The sequence below is a fragment of the Christiangramia sediminis genome (genome assembly GCF_020552705.1).
In the GTDB taxonomy this organism is placed as follows: Bacteria; Bacteroidota; Bacteroidia; order Flavobacteriales; family Flavobacteriaceae; genus Christiangramia; species Christiangramia sediminis.
On sequence record NZ_JAJBZG010000002.1, the window covers coordinates 847,807 to 866,099 of the forward strand.

The 18,293-nt window shown below is 39.0% G+C and carries 11 protein-coding genes and 1 tRNA gene; 3 read left to right on the forward strand and 9 right to left on the reverse strand.

The window, feature by feature from the left end; translation table 11 throughout:
- From LGQ90_RS08380 to LGQ90_RS08415, 8 genes are all read right to left on the reverse strand, one after another.
- Positions 1-74: transfer RNA gene (locus LGQ90_RS08380), tRNA-Val, on the reverse strand.
- A gap of 144 nt (positions 75-218) precedes the next feature.
- Positions 219-1,040 (reverse strand): hypothetical protein, encoded by an 822-nt coding sequence (locus tag LGQ90_RS08385; RefSeq protein WP_229340029.1) that lies wholly within the window; start codon positions 1,038-1,040, stop codon positions 219-221.
- A 173-nt stretch (positions 1,041-1,213) separates the two neighbouring features.
- Positions 1,214-2,434 (reverse strand): bifunctional folylpolyglutamate synthase/dihydrofolate synthase, encoded by a 1,221-nt coding sequence (locus tag LGQ90_RS08390; protein ID WP_229340031.1) that lies wholly within the window; start codon positions 2,432-2,434, stop codon positions 1,214-1,216.
- A complete protein-coding gene (locus LGQ90_RS08395) occupies positions 2,435-3,259 on the reverse strand; it encodes an energy transducer TonB (protein WP_229340033.1) in 825 nt (274 codons plus the stop codon).
- A 1-nt stretch (position 3,260) separates the two neighbouring features.
- Positions 3,261-3,653, reverse strand: a complete 393-nt coding sequence (locus LGQ90_RS08400; protein WP_156274261.1) for an ExbD/TolR family protein — start codon at positions 3,651-3,653, stop codon at positions 3,261-3,263.
- A 1-nt stretch (position 3,654) separates the two neighbouring features.
- Positions 3,655-4,356: a MotA/TolQ/ExbB proton channel family protein gene (locus LGQ90_RS08405; protein WP_229340035.1), complete on the reverse strand. Its 702-nt coding sequence runs from the start codon at positions 4,354-4,356 to the stop codon at positions 3,655-3,657.
- Between the two features lie 113 nt (positions 4,357-4,469).
- A complete protein-coding gene (locus LGQ90_RS08410; RefSeq protein ID WP_229340037.1) occupies positions 4,470-5,696 on the reverse strand; it encodes a Glu/Leu/Phe/Val dehydrogenase dimerization domain-containing protein in 1,227 nt (408 codons plus the stop codon).
- A gap of 65 nt (positions 5,697-5,761) precedes the next feature.
- Positions 5,762-6,826, reverse strand: a complete 1,065-nt coding sequence (locus tag LGQ90_RS08415; protein WP_229340039.1) for an anhydro-N-acetylmuramic acid kinase — start codon at positions 6,824-6,826, stop codon at positions 5,762-5,764.
- A gap of 90 nt (positions 6,827-6,916) precedes the next feature.
- On the opposite strand from LGQ90_RS08415, the gene LGQ90_RS08420 reads away from it, so the two are divergent.
- Complete coding sequence (locus LGQ90_RS08420; RefSeq protein ID WP_229340041.1) at positions 6,917-8,059, forward strand: acyl-CoA dehydrogenase; 1,143 nt, start codon at positions 6,917-6,919, stop codon at positions 8,057-8,059.
- Between the two features lie 72 nt (positions 8,060-8,131).
- Here LGQ90_RS08420 and LGQ90_RS08425 read toward each other — a convergent pair whose 3' ends face one another.
- The gene (locus tag LGQ90_RS08425; RefSeq protein WP_229340043.1) at positions 8,132-11,497 is read right to left on the reverse strand and encodes a PKD domain-containing protein; all 3,366 of its coding nucleotides are present in this window, start codon (positions 11,495-11,497) and stop codon (positions 8,132-8,134) included.
- Positions 11,498-12,090: 593 nt separating this feature from the next.
- Here LGQ90_RS08425 and gltB point away from each other — a divergent pair.
- Positions 12,091-16,614, forward strand: a complete 4,524-nt coding sequence (gene gltB / locus LGQ90_RS08430) for a glutamate synthase large subunit (protein ID WP_229340046.1) — start codon at positions 12,091-12,093, stop codon at positions 16,612-16,614.
- Between the two features lie 2 nt (positions 16,615-16,616).
- Positions 16,617-18,077: a glutamate synthase subunit beta gene (locus tag LGQ90_RS08435; RefSeq protein WP_229340048.1), complete on the forward strand. Its 1,461-nt coding sequence runs from the start codon at positions 16,617-16,619 to the stop codon at positions 18,075-18,077.
- The last annotated feature ends 216 nt before the right edge of the window (positions 18,078-18,293 follow it).

An 18,293-nucleotide genomic window follows, 5' to 3' on the forward strand; every position in this document is an offset into this window, starting at 1 on the left:
GGGCGCGAAGGGATTCGAACCCCTGACCCCTTGGGTGTAAACCAAGTGCTCTGAACCAACTGAGCTACGCGCCCTCGCCTGATTGCGGATGCAAATATAGACTAGATTTTCAATTACACAAAAAAAAATTAGTGAAAAATGAAATTAATTTTCAGTCAAAAATCAGAACAGAAAAGATCAAAAGAAAGCCCTGAACCAAAAGACTCAGGGCCAGTATATTATTTCATTAATTCGGGCACATTACGGTAAACATAATCGGCATGCTTACCGGTAAAAAGTTTACCCATCTCCTTCATGAAATCATTTCTTTCCTTTTCATCTTCCCATGCAGAAGCTGTTAAGTTTTCCTGCTCTTCAAAAAATTCTTCTATTTCTCCAAGTTTATCAAAAACAAAAACTTCACTTATTTCACGACTGTTAGAACCCCATAAATGCCTGTGGGTATAGTAGCCTTTCAGCTTTTTACTCTTTTTGGTTACTTTCTCATAATACTCTTTAAAATTGGCAGGCGAACCCTCTCCATTCATGGCCAGGTCACTACTTCTAACATAAAATATACGAGATTCGTCAGAGGCTTCTTCCGGAATCATAAATTCCATAGACTGATAGATCTCATCATTATGATCTGGTTCGTAATAAGACTGTTGCTTCTCAAAAAATGCCTGTCTTTCATCTTCATTTGGCCAACCCTCTTCGATCAGTTTCTGATTTATTTCATTGGCCTTCTCGATATCTTCCCAGGTTTTATAAACATTTACCAATACTATTTCTGAGTTATCTGGGGTAAAATAATGGGTATATACTCCAGAACTAAGAATCAGATCATTTTTACTGGTCACTTTATTAAAGTATTCCTTCTCGGTATCTAACCAATCTGAAAAATCAATATCTGGATCATCATTCCAATGAGTCGTAGTCATGGTAATGTAAATTGGTTCGTACGCCGGTTCCTGGGATTGCGGAGTTTCTTCCTGACTCGTTGCTATTTCACTAAGCGAAAGCACGAATACAAAAACTAATAATTTGACAATTGTTTTCATTTTTAGTTGATTTTTTTAATGAATAATTTATTCATAGCAAAAAAGTCAACTCAATAGTAGGGATGGGCTAGACCATAAGCATAGGTTGCAGAAAAGGGATATTGAATTTAGTTTGTTGTTTTACAGAGTATTATAAAGATATAATAAATTTTAAACTTAACTATTTTTTTCATTCACAATACTTCTGCTACTGTAAAATTACTTCCGCCAATAAATATTAGATCCTCATCTAACGCCACTTCTTCCGCAGCGAGGAAAGCTTCCTGAACTGAAGTATAGGCTTTGCCTTCTAAATCAAATTTTGAGGCTTCATTTTTTAGAATATCTGCATCAAGCCCCCGGGGAACATCAGGTTTTGCAAAATAATAATTTGCATCCTTTGGAAGTAATGGCAATACCTTAGACAGGTCCTTATCGTTAACCACTCCCAAAACCATATGAAGATGCTGGAATTTTTCTCTTTTAAGCTGCTTTATTACAATTTTTAGGCCTTCAGCATTGTGTGCAGTATCACAGATCACCTTTGGTTTCTCGCGAAGCAAATCCCAGCGTCCCTGAAGTCCGGTATGCAATTTCACATTATTTAAACCATTTATAACGGCTTCTTCAGAGATAAGCCAGCCTTTATCTCTTAAAAGCTTTATTGAAGTAAGGACCGTTCTCAGGTTCTTCTTCTGATAATCCCCTTTTAGATCGGTGTGATGTTTCTGAAATTTAAAGTCTTCAGCAAAGAAAATACTGGAATTTGATTTTTCTGATTTATTTCTAAAAACAGTCTCGGTTTGTTTATGTTTCTCACCAATAACTACCGGTACTTTTTCTTTAATGATCCCTGCTTTTTCCCCGGCAATTTCAGTTAAATTATCGCCCAGAAAAGCAGTATGATCCAGTCCAATATTCGTTATAACAGATAATTCGGGAGTAATAATATTGGTAGAATCCAGCCTGCCGCCCATTCCGGTTTCAATGATGGCGATATCTACCTTTTGCTTTGCAAAATAGTCAAAGGCCATTCCCACGCTCATTTCAAAAAAACTAAGTTTGTTATCACTTAGAAAACTTTGATTTTGTTCAATAAATGAAATTACATCGTCCTGTGGAATAACCAGGCCATTGATCCTTATACGTTCTCTAAAATCCTTTAAATGAGGTGAAGTGTATAAACCCGTCTTATATCCTGCCGATTGAAAGACAGATGCGAGCATATGACTTACGGAGCCTTTTCCATTAGTCCCGGCCACATGAATGCTTTTGAATTTATTTTCAGGATGCGCAAGATGTTCGGCAAGCTTGTGAGTATTGGAAAGGTCTTTTTTAAAAGCCTGTTTCCCTATTCTCTGAAACATTGGTAACTGCTGAAACATCCATTCAACAGTTTCTTGATAAGTTTTCACCTATTCGGTAAGTTTAAAATTGTAGACAATTGTCCCAACCTGCTGGGAAGGTGCATTGGAGTCACTATTGAATCTGGTGGCTAAAGCGGCTCTTTTGGCAGGGCCTGTTAAGCAGGCCGCACTATTAGTAGTTCCCTTCATACCTGGTTGTGCACTTACTACTCGTCCTGACTGATCAACCACTATTTTCACAACTACGATCCCGGATTCATTACAATCCTGAACAAATTTCTCTTTATTCAGGGCTTTTCTTCCCCCAAGCCTGTAATTTCCATCCCCATCAAGACCTGCTCCCTGGCCGTAATAAGAACTAGCATTTGGATCTCCATCTGGACTTCCTTTATCTCCGGCAACATTATCATTACCTTCTCCCCCGGTTGCAGTACCAGATCTTTCAGGTCCATTTAGGATGCTACTCAAAGCATCATTGGTAGACTTATCAGGTTTTGGTTCGGGTTTTTTTACCGGCTTAGGATCCTCTTTTGGAGGTTCCGGTTGTTTTGTCTCAACCGGAGTTGGCTTTTTCTTTTTCTTTTCAATAACCGGAGCTTCTTCTATATCCTGGGTAACCACTTCCTTATCAATCACCGGCTCAGACTTTACCGGCTGTGCTGCAGCTTGTTTCGGGGCAGATTTTACAGGCTCCTTAGGCTGTTCATTTCCTGAACCAACTTCAGAAGTTCCAAAATTGATGGCAATACCATTTTCTGGTGGCGGATCTAAATAAGTAAGGCCGAAAAAGATCAAAAGAAGAATAAGCACTACATGTATTGCCACTGTAATGGTAAAAGATTTCTTCTCGTGTTTTGTTTCCAGCATCGACATTCTATTCAGGTTTTACCGCTAAAACTATCTTATAACTATTTCTATTTGCGATATCCATAACATTTACCGCTTTTTCAATAGGCACTCCTTCTTCAGCTCTCAAGATGATCGTAGGATTCTCTTCTCCCGCCAAACGACTTTTTAAAGTTGACTCCAGGGCACTATTACTTATTCTTTCACTATTTATATAAACCTGAAGATCTTTAGTTATACTAACCGAAAGTGTTTGCTTGCTGGTAGTTTTACCTTTAGCCTTCGGAAGGATAAGATCCAAAGCTTCAGGAGTGATCACCGGTGAGGTTAGCATGAAGAAGATGAGAAGTAGAAAAACTACATCTGTCATCGAGCTCATGCTAAACTCCGGACTTATTTTATTTCTTCCTCTTAAATTCATATTAAGCAGGTTCGTTTAGAAGGTCAAGGAAATCTACCGCTGTAGCTTCCATCTGGTGAACCACTTTATCTGTCTTCACCACAAGATGGTTATAACCTATATAGGCAATAATACCAACTATTAGACCGGCGACAGTAGTAGTCATTGCAGTATAAATTCCTTCAGCCAATGCTCCCATCTGCGCCTGCCCACTACTTGTAGCAAGTTCATGAAAAGCAAGCACCATACCAATTACTGTTCCAAGGAAACCAATCATTGGGGCCGCACCGGCAATAGTTGCCAAAATACTTACATTCTTCTCCAGCTTGTAAACTTCAAGCCTACCTGCATTTTCTATAGCCGTGTTAATATCCTCCAAAGGACTTCCAATTCGGGAAATTCCTTTTTCAGTTAACCTGGCAACAGGAGAATCACTCTGGGCGCATCTTATCTTGGCAGATTCGATATTACCGCCCTGAACGCTGTCTTTAATTTGATGCATAAAGTTCTTATCTACCCGGCTGGCTGCCTTAATTGCAAAAAGCCTTTCAAAATAGATATATACCGCTGCAAATAATAGTACAAAGAGAATTATAATAATGATCTGGCCACCAAGACCACCGCTAAACATTAGATCAAATAACGATAAAGTCTTCTCTTCTACGATCGGTTCTGCTGCCTGAGCTGCATCAACCACTTCGTCCTGCTGAATAAAATTAAGCATATGTATAAATGGGTTTTGTAATGTAACGTGCTAATATGATTTTAATTGTAAACCAAATTTAAATAAACAGCAGAGTGGTTTTACCCGAACCTCTAAAATGTTTACACAAACTTTTAAACAAGTTGTTTAAGAGCTACTTCGAAAGCCGTTTTACTAATATTTGTTTTGCTGCTATTATTATCAAATGTATTCTGAATAGCATTTTTAATGGTCATAGAAGTATCATTAAAAATAGCCTCATCGGTCATTTGAACTCTTCTTTCCATAAAATATGCAAATACACGAGCCATTCCACAATTTGAAATAAAGTCTGGAATTAGGCTTACTCTTTCATCGGTGTACTCCATAATTGGTCCGAAGAAAATTTCCTTATCGGCAAAAGGAACATTCGCACCGCAGGAAATTACTTCCAGTTTACGGTCTATAAGATTTGTGATCTGGTCTTTTGAAATTAAACGGGATGCAGCACATGGAGCGAAGATCTCCGCATCCAGCTTCCATACTTTATCATTTACTTCTTCAAAAGACATCACATCTTTATGTCTCAGGGCATTTCCATCTTTATCCAGAAACATTTGTTTGATCTCTTCAAAGCTGAAACCATCTTCATTGATCAAACCACCGGCGCGATCTATGATCCCTACGATCTTAGCTCCCATTTGAGAAAGATAATAAGCAGCTGAAGATCCAACATTTCCAAACCCCTGAACGATTGCTCTTTTTCCTTTAATATCACCACCATAAATTGAATAATAATGATGAACAGCTTCAGCAACACCATAACCGGTGATCATATCTGCTACGGTATATTTTCTACTAATATCTGGTGAGAAATTAGTGTTTTCCAATACCTTGATCACTCCCTGTCTCAATTGACCGATTCTATTGATCTTATCAGATTCTGTCGGCTGAAAGTGTCCACTAAAAACACCTTCCTGAGGATGCCATACACCACAATTCTCTGTAATTGGAATTACTTCGTTTATTTCATCTACGTTCAGGTCCCCACCGGTCCCATAGTAGCTTTTAAGTAGTGGCGATACTGCTTTATACCAACGCTCCAGAACTCCTTTCTTACGGGGATCTGCCGGATCAAAGTTGATTCCAGATTTAGCTCCGCCAATTGGAGGCCCGGAAACGGTAAACTTTACCTCCATCGTTTTAGCCAATGAAAGAACTTCGTTTTGATCTAATCCTTTTCTCATTCTGGTTCCGCCACCGGCAGCTCCACCACGAAGAGAGTTGATCACCGTCCAGCCTTCGGCTTCGGTTTCAGAATCTTTCCAGTTAAATACAATTTCAGGCTCTTTATTTTCGTATACTTTGAGTAATTCTTTCATTTTTGAAATATTTTGAGGCAAATATAAAAAACTAAGCAGGCTCCATTCCGAATTTGGCAAAATTTTCAGGGTTCATAAACACGTCCAGAAGAATGATCCATTTTTGAACCGGTAACTGAACTTAACACGTTTACCTCTCCCCTCAATTTCAACACGCCTAAGAAAGCAAAAATCAATGCTTCTTTAAAATCTATTAACTGCTTATCTGGTATTACAAAGTCACATTGTGAACGTGATTTTATTTCCTCAATAAAGAATGTATTGAAGGTTCCTCCGCCAGTTAAAAGAACTTTTGATTGAGGATTATTATCAAGAGAATTGGCGATCTGGATCGCCGCATGTGTTGTAAATGTTTTCAGAATTGAAGGAATATCACTTTGATACTTTTCCAAAAGAGGAATTATTTCACAGTTCACCCATTCAATTCCCAGAGATTTTGGAGGTTCTTTTTTATAATATTGCAGAGAATTCAGCTTCGCTAACAGCTCATTATCAATCTTTCCAGATTTCGCTAGTTTCCCATCCTCATCATATTCTCTATCCAGTTGCCGCATAAAGAAATTAAGGACCGTATTTACCGGGCAAATATCAAAAGCTATTCGTTGTGAATCTTTTTCCATGGAAACATTAGCAAAACCACCTAAATTGATACAATACCTATATTGGTTAAAAAGCAGGCGATCGCCTATGGGAACCAATGGTGCACCCTGCCCTCCCAGTTCCACATCCTGAACCCTGAAATCGCAAACCACCGGAGCATTTATCAAATGGGCAAGTTTAGGCATATTCCCTATTTGATAGGTTATGCCCTGTTTAGGCCGGTGCTTTACGGTGTGCCCATGACTGCAAACTGCGTCTATAAGGTCAATGTCATATTTCTGAATAAAACGATTAATAACTTCAGCCAGGTAGGCAGTATATTCTTCATCCAGCCTGTTGAGTTCGGGAGCATCCAAATTGATCGCAGAAGAAAGTTTATCTCTCCACTTTTTAGGATATGGAAATGTTTCAGCGGAAATTATGGAGAATTCAGGTTTATCATAAAAACTGATTTCTGTAAAAACAAGATCGATACCGTCTAAAGAAGTTCCAGACATAACACCTATCAACCTGTATTGGTTTTTTTCCATATTCGTAAAAATACTTAATATCAATTGAAAAAGCGATATCAAAAAGCTATCTTTGGCCTCCAAAAATTAGTTTTTTTTAAATTTTTTGATATGGATTTTAAACTTACCGAAGAACATATAATGATACGCGATGCCGCTCGTGATTTTGCAAAAACAGAATTATTGCCGGGCGTTATTGAAAGAGATGAAAAGCAAGAATTTCCTAAGGAACTTATTAAGAAGATGGGAGATCTAGGCTTTTTAGGGATGATGGCTTCACCAGAATATGGAGGTGGAGGTATGGATACCATTTCTTATGTCTTAGCGATGGAAGAGATCTCCAAGATTGATGCATCTGCTTCGGTTATGATTTCTGTGAATAATTCTTTGGTATGCTGGGGACTTGACACTTTTGGGAACGAAGAACAAAAGAAGAAATATCTTTCTAAACTAACTACCGGTGAAAAACTGGGAGCTTTTTGTCTTTCTGAACCGGAAGCAGGAAGTGATGCTACTTCACAAAGAACTACAGCAATAGACAAAGGAGATCATTATATACTTAACGGAACTAAAAACTGGATCACCAACGGAAGTTCTGCCGACTATTATTTAGTGATTGCCCAAACAGATAAAGAGAAAAAACATAAGGGAATTAATGCCTTTATTGTTGAAAAGGATTCTGAAGGTTTCGAAATAGGCCCAAAAGAACAGAAATTAGGAATTAGAGGTAGTGATACGCACTCATTAAACTTTAATGATGTAAAAGTACCTAAAGAGAACAGGATTGGTGAAGATGGTTTCGGATTTAAATTTGCCATGAAAACACTTTCAGGAGGTAGAATCGGGATCGCGGCACAGGCACTGGGAATTGCTGCCGGAGCATATGAGCTTGCCCGGGATTATTCAAAACAGCGAAAAGCTTTTGGAACTGAAATTTGCAATCATCAGGCAATTGCCTTTAAACTTGCAGATATGCATACTTCCATTGAAGCATCCAGACATATGGTAATGAAAGCTGCCTGGGATAAAGACCAGGGACAAAATTACGATCTATCTGGAGCCATGGCTAAATTATATGCTTCAAAAACTGCCATGGATGTTACTGTAGAAGCGGTACAGGTTCATGGAGGAAATGGATATGTGAAAGAATACCACGTGGAAAGATTAATGAGAGATGCCAAGATCACACAGATCTATGAAGGAACTTCTGAAATTCAGAAAATTGTAATTTCCAGGAGTATCTTAAAGGACTAAAAACTTTTTCTAATTTATACAATAAAAAAGAGCAGCCAATTGGCTGCTCTTTTAGTTTTAATATTAGATTAATTATTTAGCTGCAATGATCTTCGTAGTATAAACTTCACGATCTGTAGTCATCCTCACGATATATATCTGATTAGACTTGGTCCTGAAATCAACATTAAAAGTTGAAACACTATTTGAATTCACAGCTGTATCAGTATATGTTTTCAGCAATCTACCATTCAGGTCAAAGATCTGGATGGTCACATCTGAAGTATAATCAAACAGATAACCAACATTCAATACATCTCTGAATGGTACCGGAGCAATACTAAACAACGGCTCAGATGATTCAATTGAAGAAGTACTGGTTGAAGAAACCTGAGTTTTACCTCCTTTAGTGGGTTCAGCATATATTATCGAATTATTTTTAATGTTAATATTAAAGTATTCTGTTTGAGCCTCATCCCATAATTTATCCTGGTAAGTTGTTGAATTTGCTGTACAAACTTCCGCATGAGCAATGATATATATCTTATCAACTCCATCACATTCCAATGAGTCTAGCATAATATGGTTTGTGGCATCCGTATCTATTGTAAACGGATATTTCCCGGGAGCAACTGTATAATCATCTGCATTCTTACCTTTTCCATTTTTAGGATAAGGATCTTCACCTATATAAAACTGAGCACCTTCAATTAACCAACCTAATTCTGTTTCGTTCGAAATATACTCAACAACGAAGGTACCGGCTCCGGGAGCTTTTCCATTCGGAACAAAATATACTTCAACATAACCGGCAAGCGCTCCCTTCGAAATATCACATTGTCCAGCAGCTGCATAAAGATCAAGTACTAATGGATCGCTTTCTGTCCAGGTAGTATATTCTGCCTGAGTGTATTCGTTGGTCCATCCCCATCTTTCTTCAGTTAATGAATTCTCATAATTAGGAACATTATCGTCAATAAAACAATAGGAACTATCTTTACCATCTGCACTATCACTATCCTTCGCAAATGCAGTTTCACAAGTTAGACAGTCGGGAGTTAATAGTATTGCTGGAGCAATAGCTGAAAGACATCCATCCGGACTTTTTGCTATCACATAATATTCTCCAACAGCAACTCCAGAAATCAATCCACTTGTTCCATCATAATTCATATAAGCTGAAACAGGTACACTCTCAATATCAACAAATGTTGATTGATCTACTACCGCATAAAGATATCCTGGAATATGATTATCTATTTGGATACTTCCAAAATAAGTAGAGCCATCATATGAGCCACAAGTTGGACTATTAATTGTCAACTGAACAATAGCTGGAATATCAATCTGAATATCAGTTTTAAATTCATACTCTGTTTCACAACCGGTAGTTTTATCCCTTGCGGTCAGAACGTAATCAGTATCGTATTTCAAATCTGTAAATGGTCCAGTATAATCAGCAAATGTACCGTCAGCCAGGGCTTTTTCTTCCAGTTTAAATTCCAATCCGCTTGTATCTGATGTAACCGCAATCGAAGGGGCCTCTCCGAAACAAGTTAGTTGGGGTTCATCAGTCGTAAAGGTTGGATTTGGATCAACCACTAATGTGACCGTATCGGTATCCTGACATCCATTGTCATCTGTTACTGTTAAGGTCAAATTATAAGTCCCTACAGGTGCATTATCATGTGTTGGACCAGCAACATTCGTTGCACTTAAATAGGTAGTGTCCCCACTCCAGGAATAAGTATAAGGTGCTGTGCCTCCACTGGCTGAACCATTCAACGTCATCTGATTTGTACCGTCATCGTAGCAAACTGAATCATCTGATCCTGCATTGGCCGTTGGATTTGGATCAACCACTAATGTGACCGTATCGGTATCCTGACATCCATTGTCATCTGTTACTGTTAAGGTCAAATTATAAGTCCCTACAGGTGCATTATCATGTGTTGGACCAGCAACATTCGTTGCACTTAAATAGGTAGTGTCCCCACTCCAGGAATAAGTATAAGGTGCTGTGCCTCCACTGGCTGAACCATTCAACGTCATCTGATTTGTACCGTCATCGTAGCAAACTGAATCATCTGATCCTGCATTGGCCGTTGAAGCTCCTACATTTGCCGTAATTTCACATTCAGCAAAGAGCCCGGAATCATTAGTAACTCTAAAAACAAGAATATATGATCCGGCTTGATCGCCGGGGTTTACATCAACTGTTGATTCATCTATTGGACCGTCAAATGTTGCATTAGATGTATTCGTTCCTGTTTTAAAACTCCATGAGTAGCTAGCACCTTCCAAATTTGTTGCATTTCCATCATAAGTAACCGACCCACTAACTTCATCCAAACAAAAACTTTGCTGCCCCTGTAAATCACAGAAAGGAATAAGTCTAACTCCATCTGCCATTAATTGATTATCCTGGCTACCTAAGGTAGGAGCTTTTCCATCAACAAAATCTGTTAAAAAGGCCGTAAATTTAACATGGTATGGAGCTCCTGAAACATTAGAAGCACCACGACCCGGACCATATCCAACAATACCGTCTGCAGGTACTGAATACCCAATATTTTTAGAATAAACTCCAGTAGGGCTGAAGCCTGCTGCAATTTGCGCTCCAAATTCAATTACTATTGACGATGATGCAGAAACCCATGAAATATCATAAAACATATATTCACCATCAAATCCTGCAAAAGTCACTCTGCTATTTGGGTCACCGGCGTTACCAGTAAAAGGCATATCTCCCTTAACCTTAACAGTCCTGTCTCCATATACACTTTCGTAGGCTGAAATAATAGCAGCTCTGGTTGAACTATCTAAGCCTGAATCGACATTAGGATTTGGAATCTCGTCCTGCACTACTGGCAAATATTGTTCGTTCCCACTAAGATCAGCTGCAACACATGCAATTTCTGCAGTGCTCGTGATATTTGGACCACATGCTAAATCTTCATATTCCGTGTAGGTATAAACAGGATGTGAAGCATCACTACCTGGATCTGGTAACGAAATAAACCCTGGAGGTAAAATCGTTTGAGCCACATTCATAGATTGCTCCCAAGAAGTAATAAAATCATAAGCATGCTTACCTCCTTTTAGGGTTTGAATACGAATTCTTAACGTATGTTCATTGCCTACTGCCGGAGGTAAATTTTCAAAAATAATTCTTTGAAGAGTAGACATTCCTTCTGAATAAGCCGAATTATTGGCTTGCAAACTACTATTTATCCAAACTAGATCTATAGGATCTTGCGAGCTCACATAATCTAAGTTCTTTACTTGTCTTATTTCATCTTTGTAGGTTTGAGCAAATCCCTCATTTACAAAGGTCAAAAAACCCATTATCAGAATAATTTGCAGATAAACCTTATTTTTTTGCAAATTTACCCAGAGGAAGTCTCGAACATAAGCACTAATCGTATAGTGCTTTGCCTGAAATGTAATTTCTTTCATAATTAAAAATTTAAAGGTTAGACATAACTAAGGGTTAAACCTTTTATAGATAGACCGGGCAGTCAATTATTTTAAAGAGTTAAAAAACTTTTAAGAGTAGGGCAGAAAACCTAAACTATCAATAGCCAGGGAATTATGCTATAAAGCATATCGTCTACAGGGGGGAAGTGCCTAGGATGATATAATTAAACCACCATTAGGTTAAATAAGAATAGCAAAATAGTAAAGTAAATATAGGTTTTGAGCATTTCTGTTAAGCCTAAAAAATATTGAAGATCGTATAAGAGAAGGCTAATTCTAATTAAAACGAGTATATACAATAGGCTTATTTTCAGATAACTAAAGTTAATATTTATTTTCTCATCCGCCATCTTTATAAAAAAAAATACAATAAATAAGGGAAAACACCCAGGTGCACATTTTGAACATCTAAGGATTATTCATTTCGTAATTAAACTTGAATATTTTACCATTTTCCTATTCTAATCTCATCAAATTATGAATTCCTAAAAACTTGATTCAAAGCCTCCTATTCTTCCAAATTTTAATTTGCTTTTCTTTAACTTTAAAAGAATAATCAAGAATGAACACGTATGAGAATGAAAGAACAGGGACTCTACTCCCCACTAAATGAGCGAGATAATTGTGGAGCGGGATTTATATGTAACCTTAAAGGAGAAAAAAGCAATAAAATAATACACGATGCCATAGATATCCTGGTTCGTCTTGAACACAGGGGTGCGGTAAGCGCTGATGGTAAGACAGGTGACGGTGCAGGAATTTTGATCGAAGTTCCCCATGATTTTTTTAAAAAGGTCTGCGAATTTGAATTGCCGGAATCCCGGGAATATGCCGTGGGAATGGTTTTTCTGCCGAAGAATAAGAATCAGGCTAATATTTGCAAAGAAGCTTTTGAAAAGGAGATCAAAAATCAGGATTTGAAAATACTTGGCTGGAGAAAAGTTCCGGTAAACCACTCCTGTCTAGGAAAAATGGCCAGCAACGTAGAACCGGCCATAGAACAGGTTTTTGTGGGAAGACCTGAAGAAATGAAGGATCGGGACTTCAATGCGAAATTATATTCTGCTCGAAAGATCGCAGAACATTCGGTTGAAAATTCCGGTCTGGCTGAAAGTGAATATTTCTACTTTTCCAGTCTTTCTACTAATACCATAATATATAAAGGACTGTTGATGCCTCAGGATATCAATGATTATTATAAAGATCTTAATGACCCTGACGTGATCACCAAACTGGCATTAGTACATCAACGTTTTTCCACCAATACCTTCCCAACCTGGGATCTGGCACAACCCTTTAGGTATATGTGCCACAACGGGGAGATCAATACCCTGCGCGGTAACCTGAGCAGGATGAAGGCCCGTGAAGAACTTTTTGAAAGTGATATTTTTGGCGAGGATATGAAAAAGATCGTCCCAATCACTATGGAAGGGAAATCAGATTCTGCCTCTATGGATATGGCTCTGGAGCTGTTGCTACAAACCGGCCGATCCTTACCCGAAGCTATTATGATAATGGTGCCTGAAGCCTGGGAGAAAAATCCTTCTATGAAAGACAAGAAAAAAGCATTCTATGAATATAATGCCTGTATCATGGAACCATGGGACGGCCCCGCATCCATTCCTTTTACTGACGGGAATTATATCGGGGCGCTATTGGATAGAAATGGTCTAAGACCTTCCCGTTATACTGTAACCAAGGATGGCTATGTGGTAATGTCTTCAGAAACCGGTGTTCTGGACATTAAACCTGAAAATGTCTTAAAACATGGTAGACTGGAACCGGGAAGAATGTTCCTGGTAGATATGATCGAAGGCCGAATTATCGAAGATGAAGAGGTAAAAGAAAAAATTATTTCAGAAAGACCCTACCGAGAATGGTTAGACGATAATTTACTGCCATTAGCAGAGGTTCCTTATACCGGTAATAAGACCCCAGTAGAGGAAATTCCTTATATCACCAGGCTAAAGCTTTTCGGATATACTTATGAAGATATCGATACCATTATTTCACCGATGGCATCTAAAGCAAAAGAAGCTATTGGTTCCATGGGTATAGATATTCCCCTGGCCGTACTTTCAGATAAACCACAACTATTATTCAACTATTTCAAGCAGCTTTTTGCCCAGGTAACCAATCCGCCACTTGACGGAATTCGGGAAGAGATCGTAACCGACATTAGCCTTTCTATTGGAGAAGATCTTAACTTATTTGATATAATTCCTGAACAGGCCAGGAAATTAAAAATTCAGAATCCGGTTATTTCCAATGAAGATCTGGACAAAATAAAATATATAGATTATCCTGGCTTTAAAGCGAAGTCTATTTCCATGCTTTATGAAGCTGAAAAAGGAATGAATGGTCTTGAAGATCGCCTGGAAGAAATGATCACAGAAATAAAACATGCCGTGGATGATGGTTGTAACGTGATTATACTTTCAGATAGAAATGTGAATCCTAAACTGGCTCCTATTCCTTCTCTTCTTGCCTGTTCTTTTGTGCATCATCGAGCCAAAGATCATAACAGAAGGTCTTCCTTCGGAATAGTTATAGAATCTGCGGAACCAAGAGAACCGCATCATTTTGCTGCTTTATTTGGATATGGCGCCAGTGCGATCAATCCGTATATGGTGAATGAAGTGATCTATGACCTGGTTGCTAGAAAAGAGATCGATGTAGAAGATCCTGAAGTAGCCGTGGAGAATTTCAATGTCGCCATCGGAAAAGGCATCGTGAAGATCATGAACAAAATTGGAATTTCTACGCTTCTCTCCTACCGCGGATCCCAGATCTTCGAAATTTTAGGACTGAATAAGAAATTCGTCAATAAATATTTCTGTAATACGCCTACCAGAATTGAAGGAATCGGACTTTACGAAGTAGAAAAGGAAATTCAAAAACGCTATCAGCATGCCTTCTTTCCTCCGGAAACCGAAACAGATCTTGACCTTGAAATGGGTGGAGATTATCGCTGGAGAAGGAATGGGGAGCGTCATGTTTTCAATCCTGCAAGTGTCGCTAAACTTCAGCAAGCAGTAAAACAGAATAGCTACGAAACTTATACTGAATATTCTAAAATTATCAATGAGCAGAATGAAAAGCTCATGACCTTGAGAGGAATGTTCAAATTCAAAGAATTGAATCCTATCCCAATTGAAGAGGTTGAACCCTGGACCGAGATCGTAAAACGATTTAAGACAGGTGCAATGTCCTTTGGGTCTATTAGCAAAGAAGCGCATGAGAACCTTGCCATTGCCATGAACCGAATTAAAGGTAAAAGTAATTCGGGTGAAGGTGGTGAAGATGCGGGACGTTTTCAAAAGGATATTAATGGTAACTGGCGAAATTCAGCAATTAAACAGGTGGCTTCAGGAAGATTTGGGGTAAGTATAGATTATTTGACCAATGCCAGGGAAATTCAGATTAAAATGGCTCAGGGAGCCAAGCCCGGGGAAGGCGGACAATTGCCCGGACCTAAAGTGAATCCCGATATTGCCAAAACGAGAAATTCAACACCTTATGTTGGGTTGATCTCGCCGCCCCCACACCACGATATTTATTCTATTGAAGATCTGGCGCAGTTGATCTTTGACCTGAAAAATGCCAATCGCGAAGCTCGCATCAATGTAAAGCTTGTTTCTAAGGTTGGTGTTGGCACCATTGCTGCCGGGGTTGCCAAAGCCAAGGCAGATGTTGTATTGATTTCAGGTTATGATGGTGGAACAGGAGCTTCTCCTTTAACATCCCTAAGACATGCCGGCTTACCCTGGGAACTTGGAATTGCCGAAGCCCAGCAAACCTTATTACTGAACAATCTTAGAAGCCGGATCGTAGTAGAATGTGATGGTCAATTAAAAACCGGTCGTGATGTTGCGATCGCTTGTTTACTTGGAGCCGAAGAATTCGGTTTCTCCACTGCTCCACTTGTAGCTACCGGATGCATCATGATGCGAGCCTGTCATTTAAACACCTGCCCCGTGGGTATCGCCACTCAGGATCCTGAACTTCGTAAGAATTTTAAAGGCACCCCTGAAAATGTGATCAATTTCATGTATTTCATTGCCCAGGAATTAAGAGAGATCATGGCGCAACTTGGATTCAGAAATATGAATGAAATGGTAGGGCAATGTCAGAAACTTGATACTAACAGAGCCATAAAACATTATAAAGCTCAGGGAATAGATCTTTCTAATATTTTACATAAGCCGGACATTAAAGATGGAGTGCCACTTTCAAATACTGAAAAACAGCTTCATAATATTGAGGGCGTACTGGATTTTGAAATTTTAAAACAGGCGCACCCGGCGATCTATAGAAAAGAACCGGTAACGCTTAGTTTTCCTATTAGCAATACCAACCGTACTACCGGAGCGATCATTAGTAATGAGATCTCTAAAATTCATGGTTCTATAGGATTGCCTAAAAATACGCTGACCCTTAATTTTCATGGTTCAGCCGGACAGAGTTTTGGAGCTTTTGCCGCCAAAGGTTTAAACCTTAATATTGAAGGAAACTCTAACGATTACTTCGGAAAAGGACTTTCCGGGGCTATTCTTTCCATTAGAAAACCAAAAATGGCAACCTTCAAATCCAACGAAAACATCATTATTGGGAATGTTGCCTTGTATGGCGCTACCAATGGAGAGGCTTATATCAACGGTATTGGCGGAGAACGATTCTGCGTCAGAAATTCGGGAGCGAAAGCCGTAATCGAAGGGATTGGAGACCATGGTTGTGAATATATGACCGGGGGTATTGCAGTGATCCTGGGTGAAATCGGAAGAAATTTTGCTGCGGGAATGAGCGGCGGAACGGCTTATATATATGATCCTGAAAATAATATGGATCGGAATAATTTCAATATGGAAATGATCGAGCTTGAAGCTCCTTCCGAAGAAAATCTACAGGAACTGGAAGAGCTTATCGTAAATCATTATCAATATACTGAAAGCGAAGTTGCGAAGTCTATTTTAAATAATTGGGAGCAAGCTTCAAAAGGATTCATAAAAGTAATGCCCACAGAATATAAACGAGCATTACAGCAGATGGAAGCAGAAAAAAAGAAAGAAGAAGAGGTAGATCTTAAAACAGTATAATAATGGGTGAATTAAGAGGATTTTTAGAATACGATCGTATTCAGGAAGAAGATATAAAACCCCAGGACAGGGTTAAAAATTATAACGAATTATATAAAGAACTAAAGACAGAAGAGCTTCAAAAGCAAGGGGGGCGATGCATGGATTGCGGAATTCCATTTTGCCATAGTGGTTGCCCGTTAGGGAATCTGATCCCGGATTTCAATGATGCGGTCTATAGAAATGAATGGCAAAAAGCTTTGAAGATCTTACATGCAACGAACAATTTTCCGGAGTTTACCGGGAGATTATGTCCGGCACCATGTGAATCGGCCTGTGTATTAGGCATTATAGAGCCTCCTGTGGCCATTGAAATGATAGAGAAGTATATCGTTGAACGAGGCTTTAAAGAAGGCTGGATAAAGCCTGAGCCACCAGCCCATCGTACTGATAAAAGAGTTGCAGTAGTTGGTTCTGGTCCCGCAGGCTTGGCCGCTGCACAACAATTGAACAGAGCAGGACATCATGTAACCGTTTTTGAACGTGATTCGAAAATCGGCGGACTTCTTAGGTATGGAATTCCGGATTTCAAAATGGAGAAAAAAGTTATAGACCGTCGTCTGGAGCAAATGACTGAGGAAGGAATTGAATTTAAAACCAATACTGAAGTTGGTAAGAATTATTCTGTAGACGAATTAAAAGCATTTGATGCCGTAGTTCTTTGTGGAGGTGCTACTACCAAAAGAGAACTTCCAATACCAAATTCAGATGCTAAAGGGGTTGTCCAGGCCATGGATTTCCTAAAACACAATAACGAAACGGTTGACGGATTGCATGCACTCGAAGAAAAATATAACGCCAAAGACAGGAATGTAATCGTAATTGGTGGTGGAGACACCGGCTCAGACTGTGTTGGAACATCAAACAGACACGGAGCGAAATCTGTAACCAATTTTGAAATATTACCCCTTCCCCCGGAAACCAGGTCTTCTGAAAACCCCTGGCCATACTGGCCGTTCACTTTAAAGACCAGTTCTTCTCATGAAGAAGGTGTAGAAAGGAACTGGAGTATCCAAACCAAAGAATTCATCAAGGACGGATCAGGTAATCTTAAGGCTTTAAAAACAGTTCAGGTAGAATGGATCAAAAGACCGGGACAGCGTCCAGAACTAAAAGAAGTCCCAAATACAGAAAAGGAATGGCCTTGTGACCTGGCCTTACTTTCCCTTGGTTTTACGGGTCCTGAAAAGACTTTAAGTGAAAAACTAGGGCTTGAGATTGATGAGAGAACCAATATTAAAGGCACCAATGAATATAAAACAAATGCAAAGAATATTTTCGTTGCGGGAGATATGCGCAGAGGTCAGTCATTAATCGTTTGGGCAATTTCAGAAGGCCGCGAAGCGGCACATAATGTAGATAAATTCCTGATGGGTAAATCAAAGCTTCCCATTAAAGGTGAAGGTGACTTACCTACTCCATAATCAATAAAAATTACTTCTATAATCACAAAAAGCAGCTTATCGGCTGCTTTTTTATTGGGTTATAATGTGGTGTTATTATGAGGTTCGTTATAAGAAGAAAGGTTGCGTAGTCTTGGTAAGTTTACTCTACTATTTTAAGGTTTCCCTATAGCGCATAAAAAAACCCTTTATCTAGTTAGATAAAGGGTTTTCAAGAAGAAGGCGGCGACATACTCT

Bases quoted from the DNA above. Each gene is read 5' to 3' on its own strand.
- LGQ90_RS08415 (WP_229340039.1), bottom strand. From the start codon at position 6,826: ATGGAAAAAAACCAATACAGGTTGATAGGTGTTATGTCTGGAACTTCT.
- LGQ90_RS08410 (WP_229340037.1), bottom strand. From the start codon at position 5,696: ATGAAAGAATTACTCAAAGTATACGAAAATAAAGAGCCTGAAATTGTA.
- LGQ90_RS08425 (WP_229340043.1), bottom strand. From the start codon at position 11,497: ATGAAAGAAATTACATTTCAGGCAAAGCACTATACGATTAGTGCTTAT.
- LGQ90_RS08420 (WP_229340041.1), top strand. From the start codon at position 6,917: ATGGATTTTAAACTTACCGAAGAACATATAATGATACGCGATGCCGCT.
- LGQ90_RS08385 (WP_229340029.1), bottom strand. From the start codon at position 1,040: ATGAAAACAATTGTCAAATTATTAGTTTTTGTATTCGTGCTTTCGCTT.
- gltB (WP_229340046.1), top strand. From the start codon at position 12,091: ATGAGAATGAAAGAACAGGGACTCTACTCCCCACTAAATGAGCGAGAT.
- LGQ90_RS08395 (WP_229340033.1), bottom strand. From the start codon at position 3,259: ATGTCGATGCTGGAAACAAAACACGAGAAGAAATCTTTTACCATTACA.
- LGQ90_RS08400 (WP_156274261.1), bottom strand. From the start codon at position 3,653: ATGAATTTAAGAGGAAGAAATAAAATAAGTCCGGAGTTTAGCATGAGC.
- LGQ90_RS08405 (WP_229340035.1), bottom strand. From the start codon at position 4,356: ATGCTTAATTTTATTCAGCAGGACGAAGTGGTTGATGCAGCTCAGGCA.
- LGQ90_RS08435 (WP_229340048.1), top strand. From the start codon at position 16,617: ATGGGTGAATTAAGAGGATTTTTAGAATACGATCGTATTCAGGAAGAA.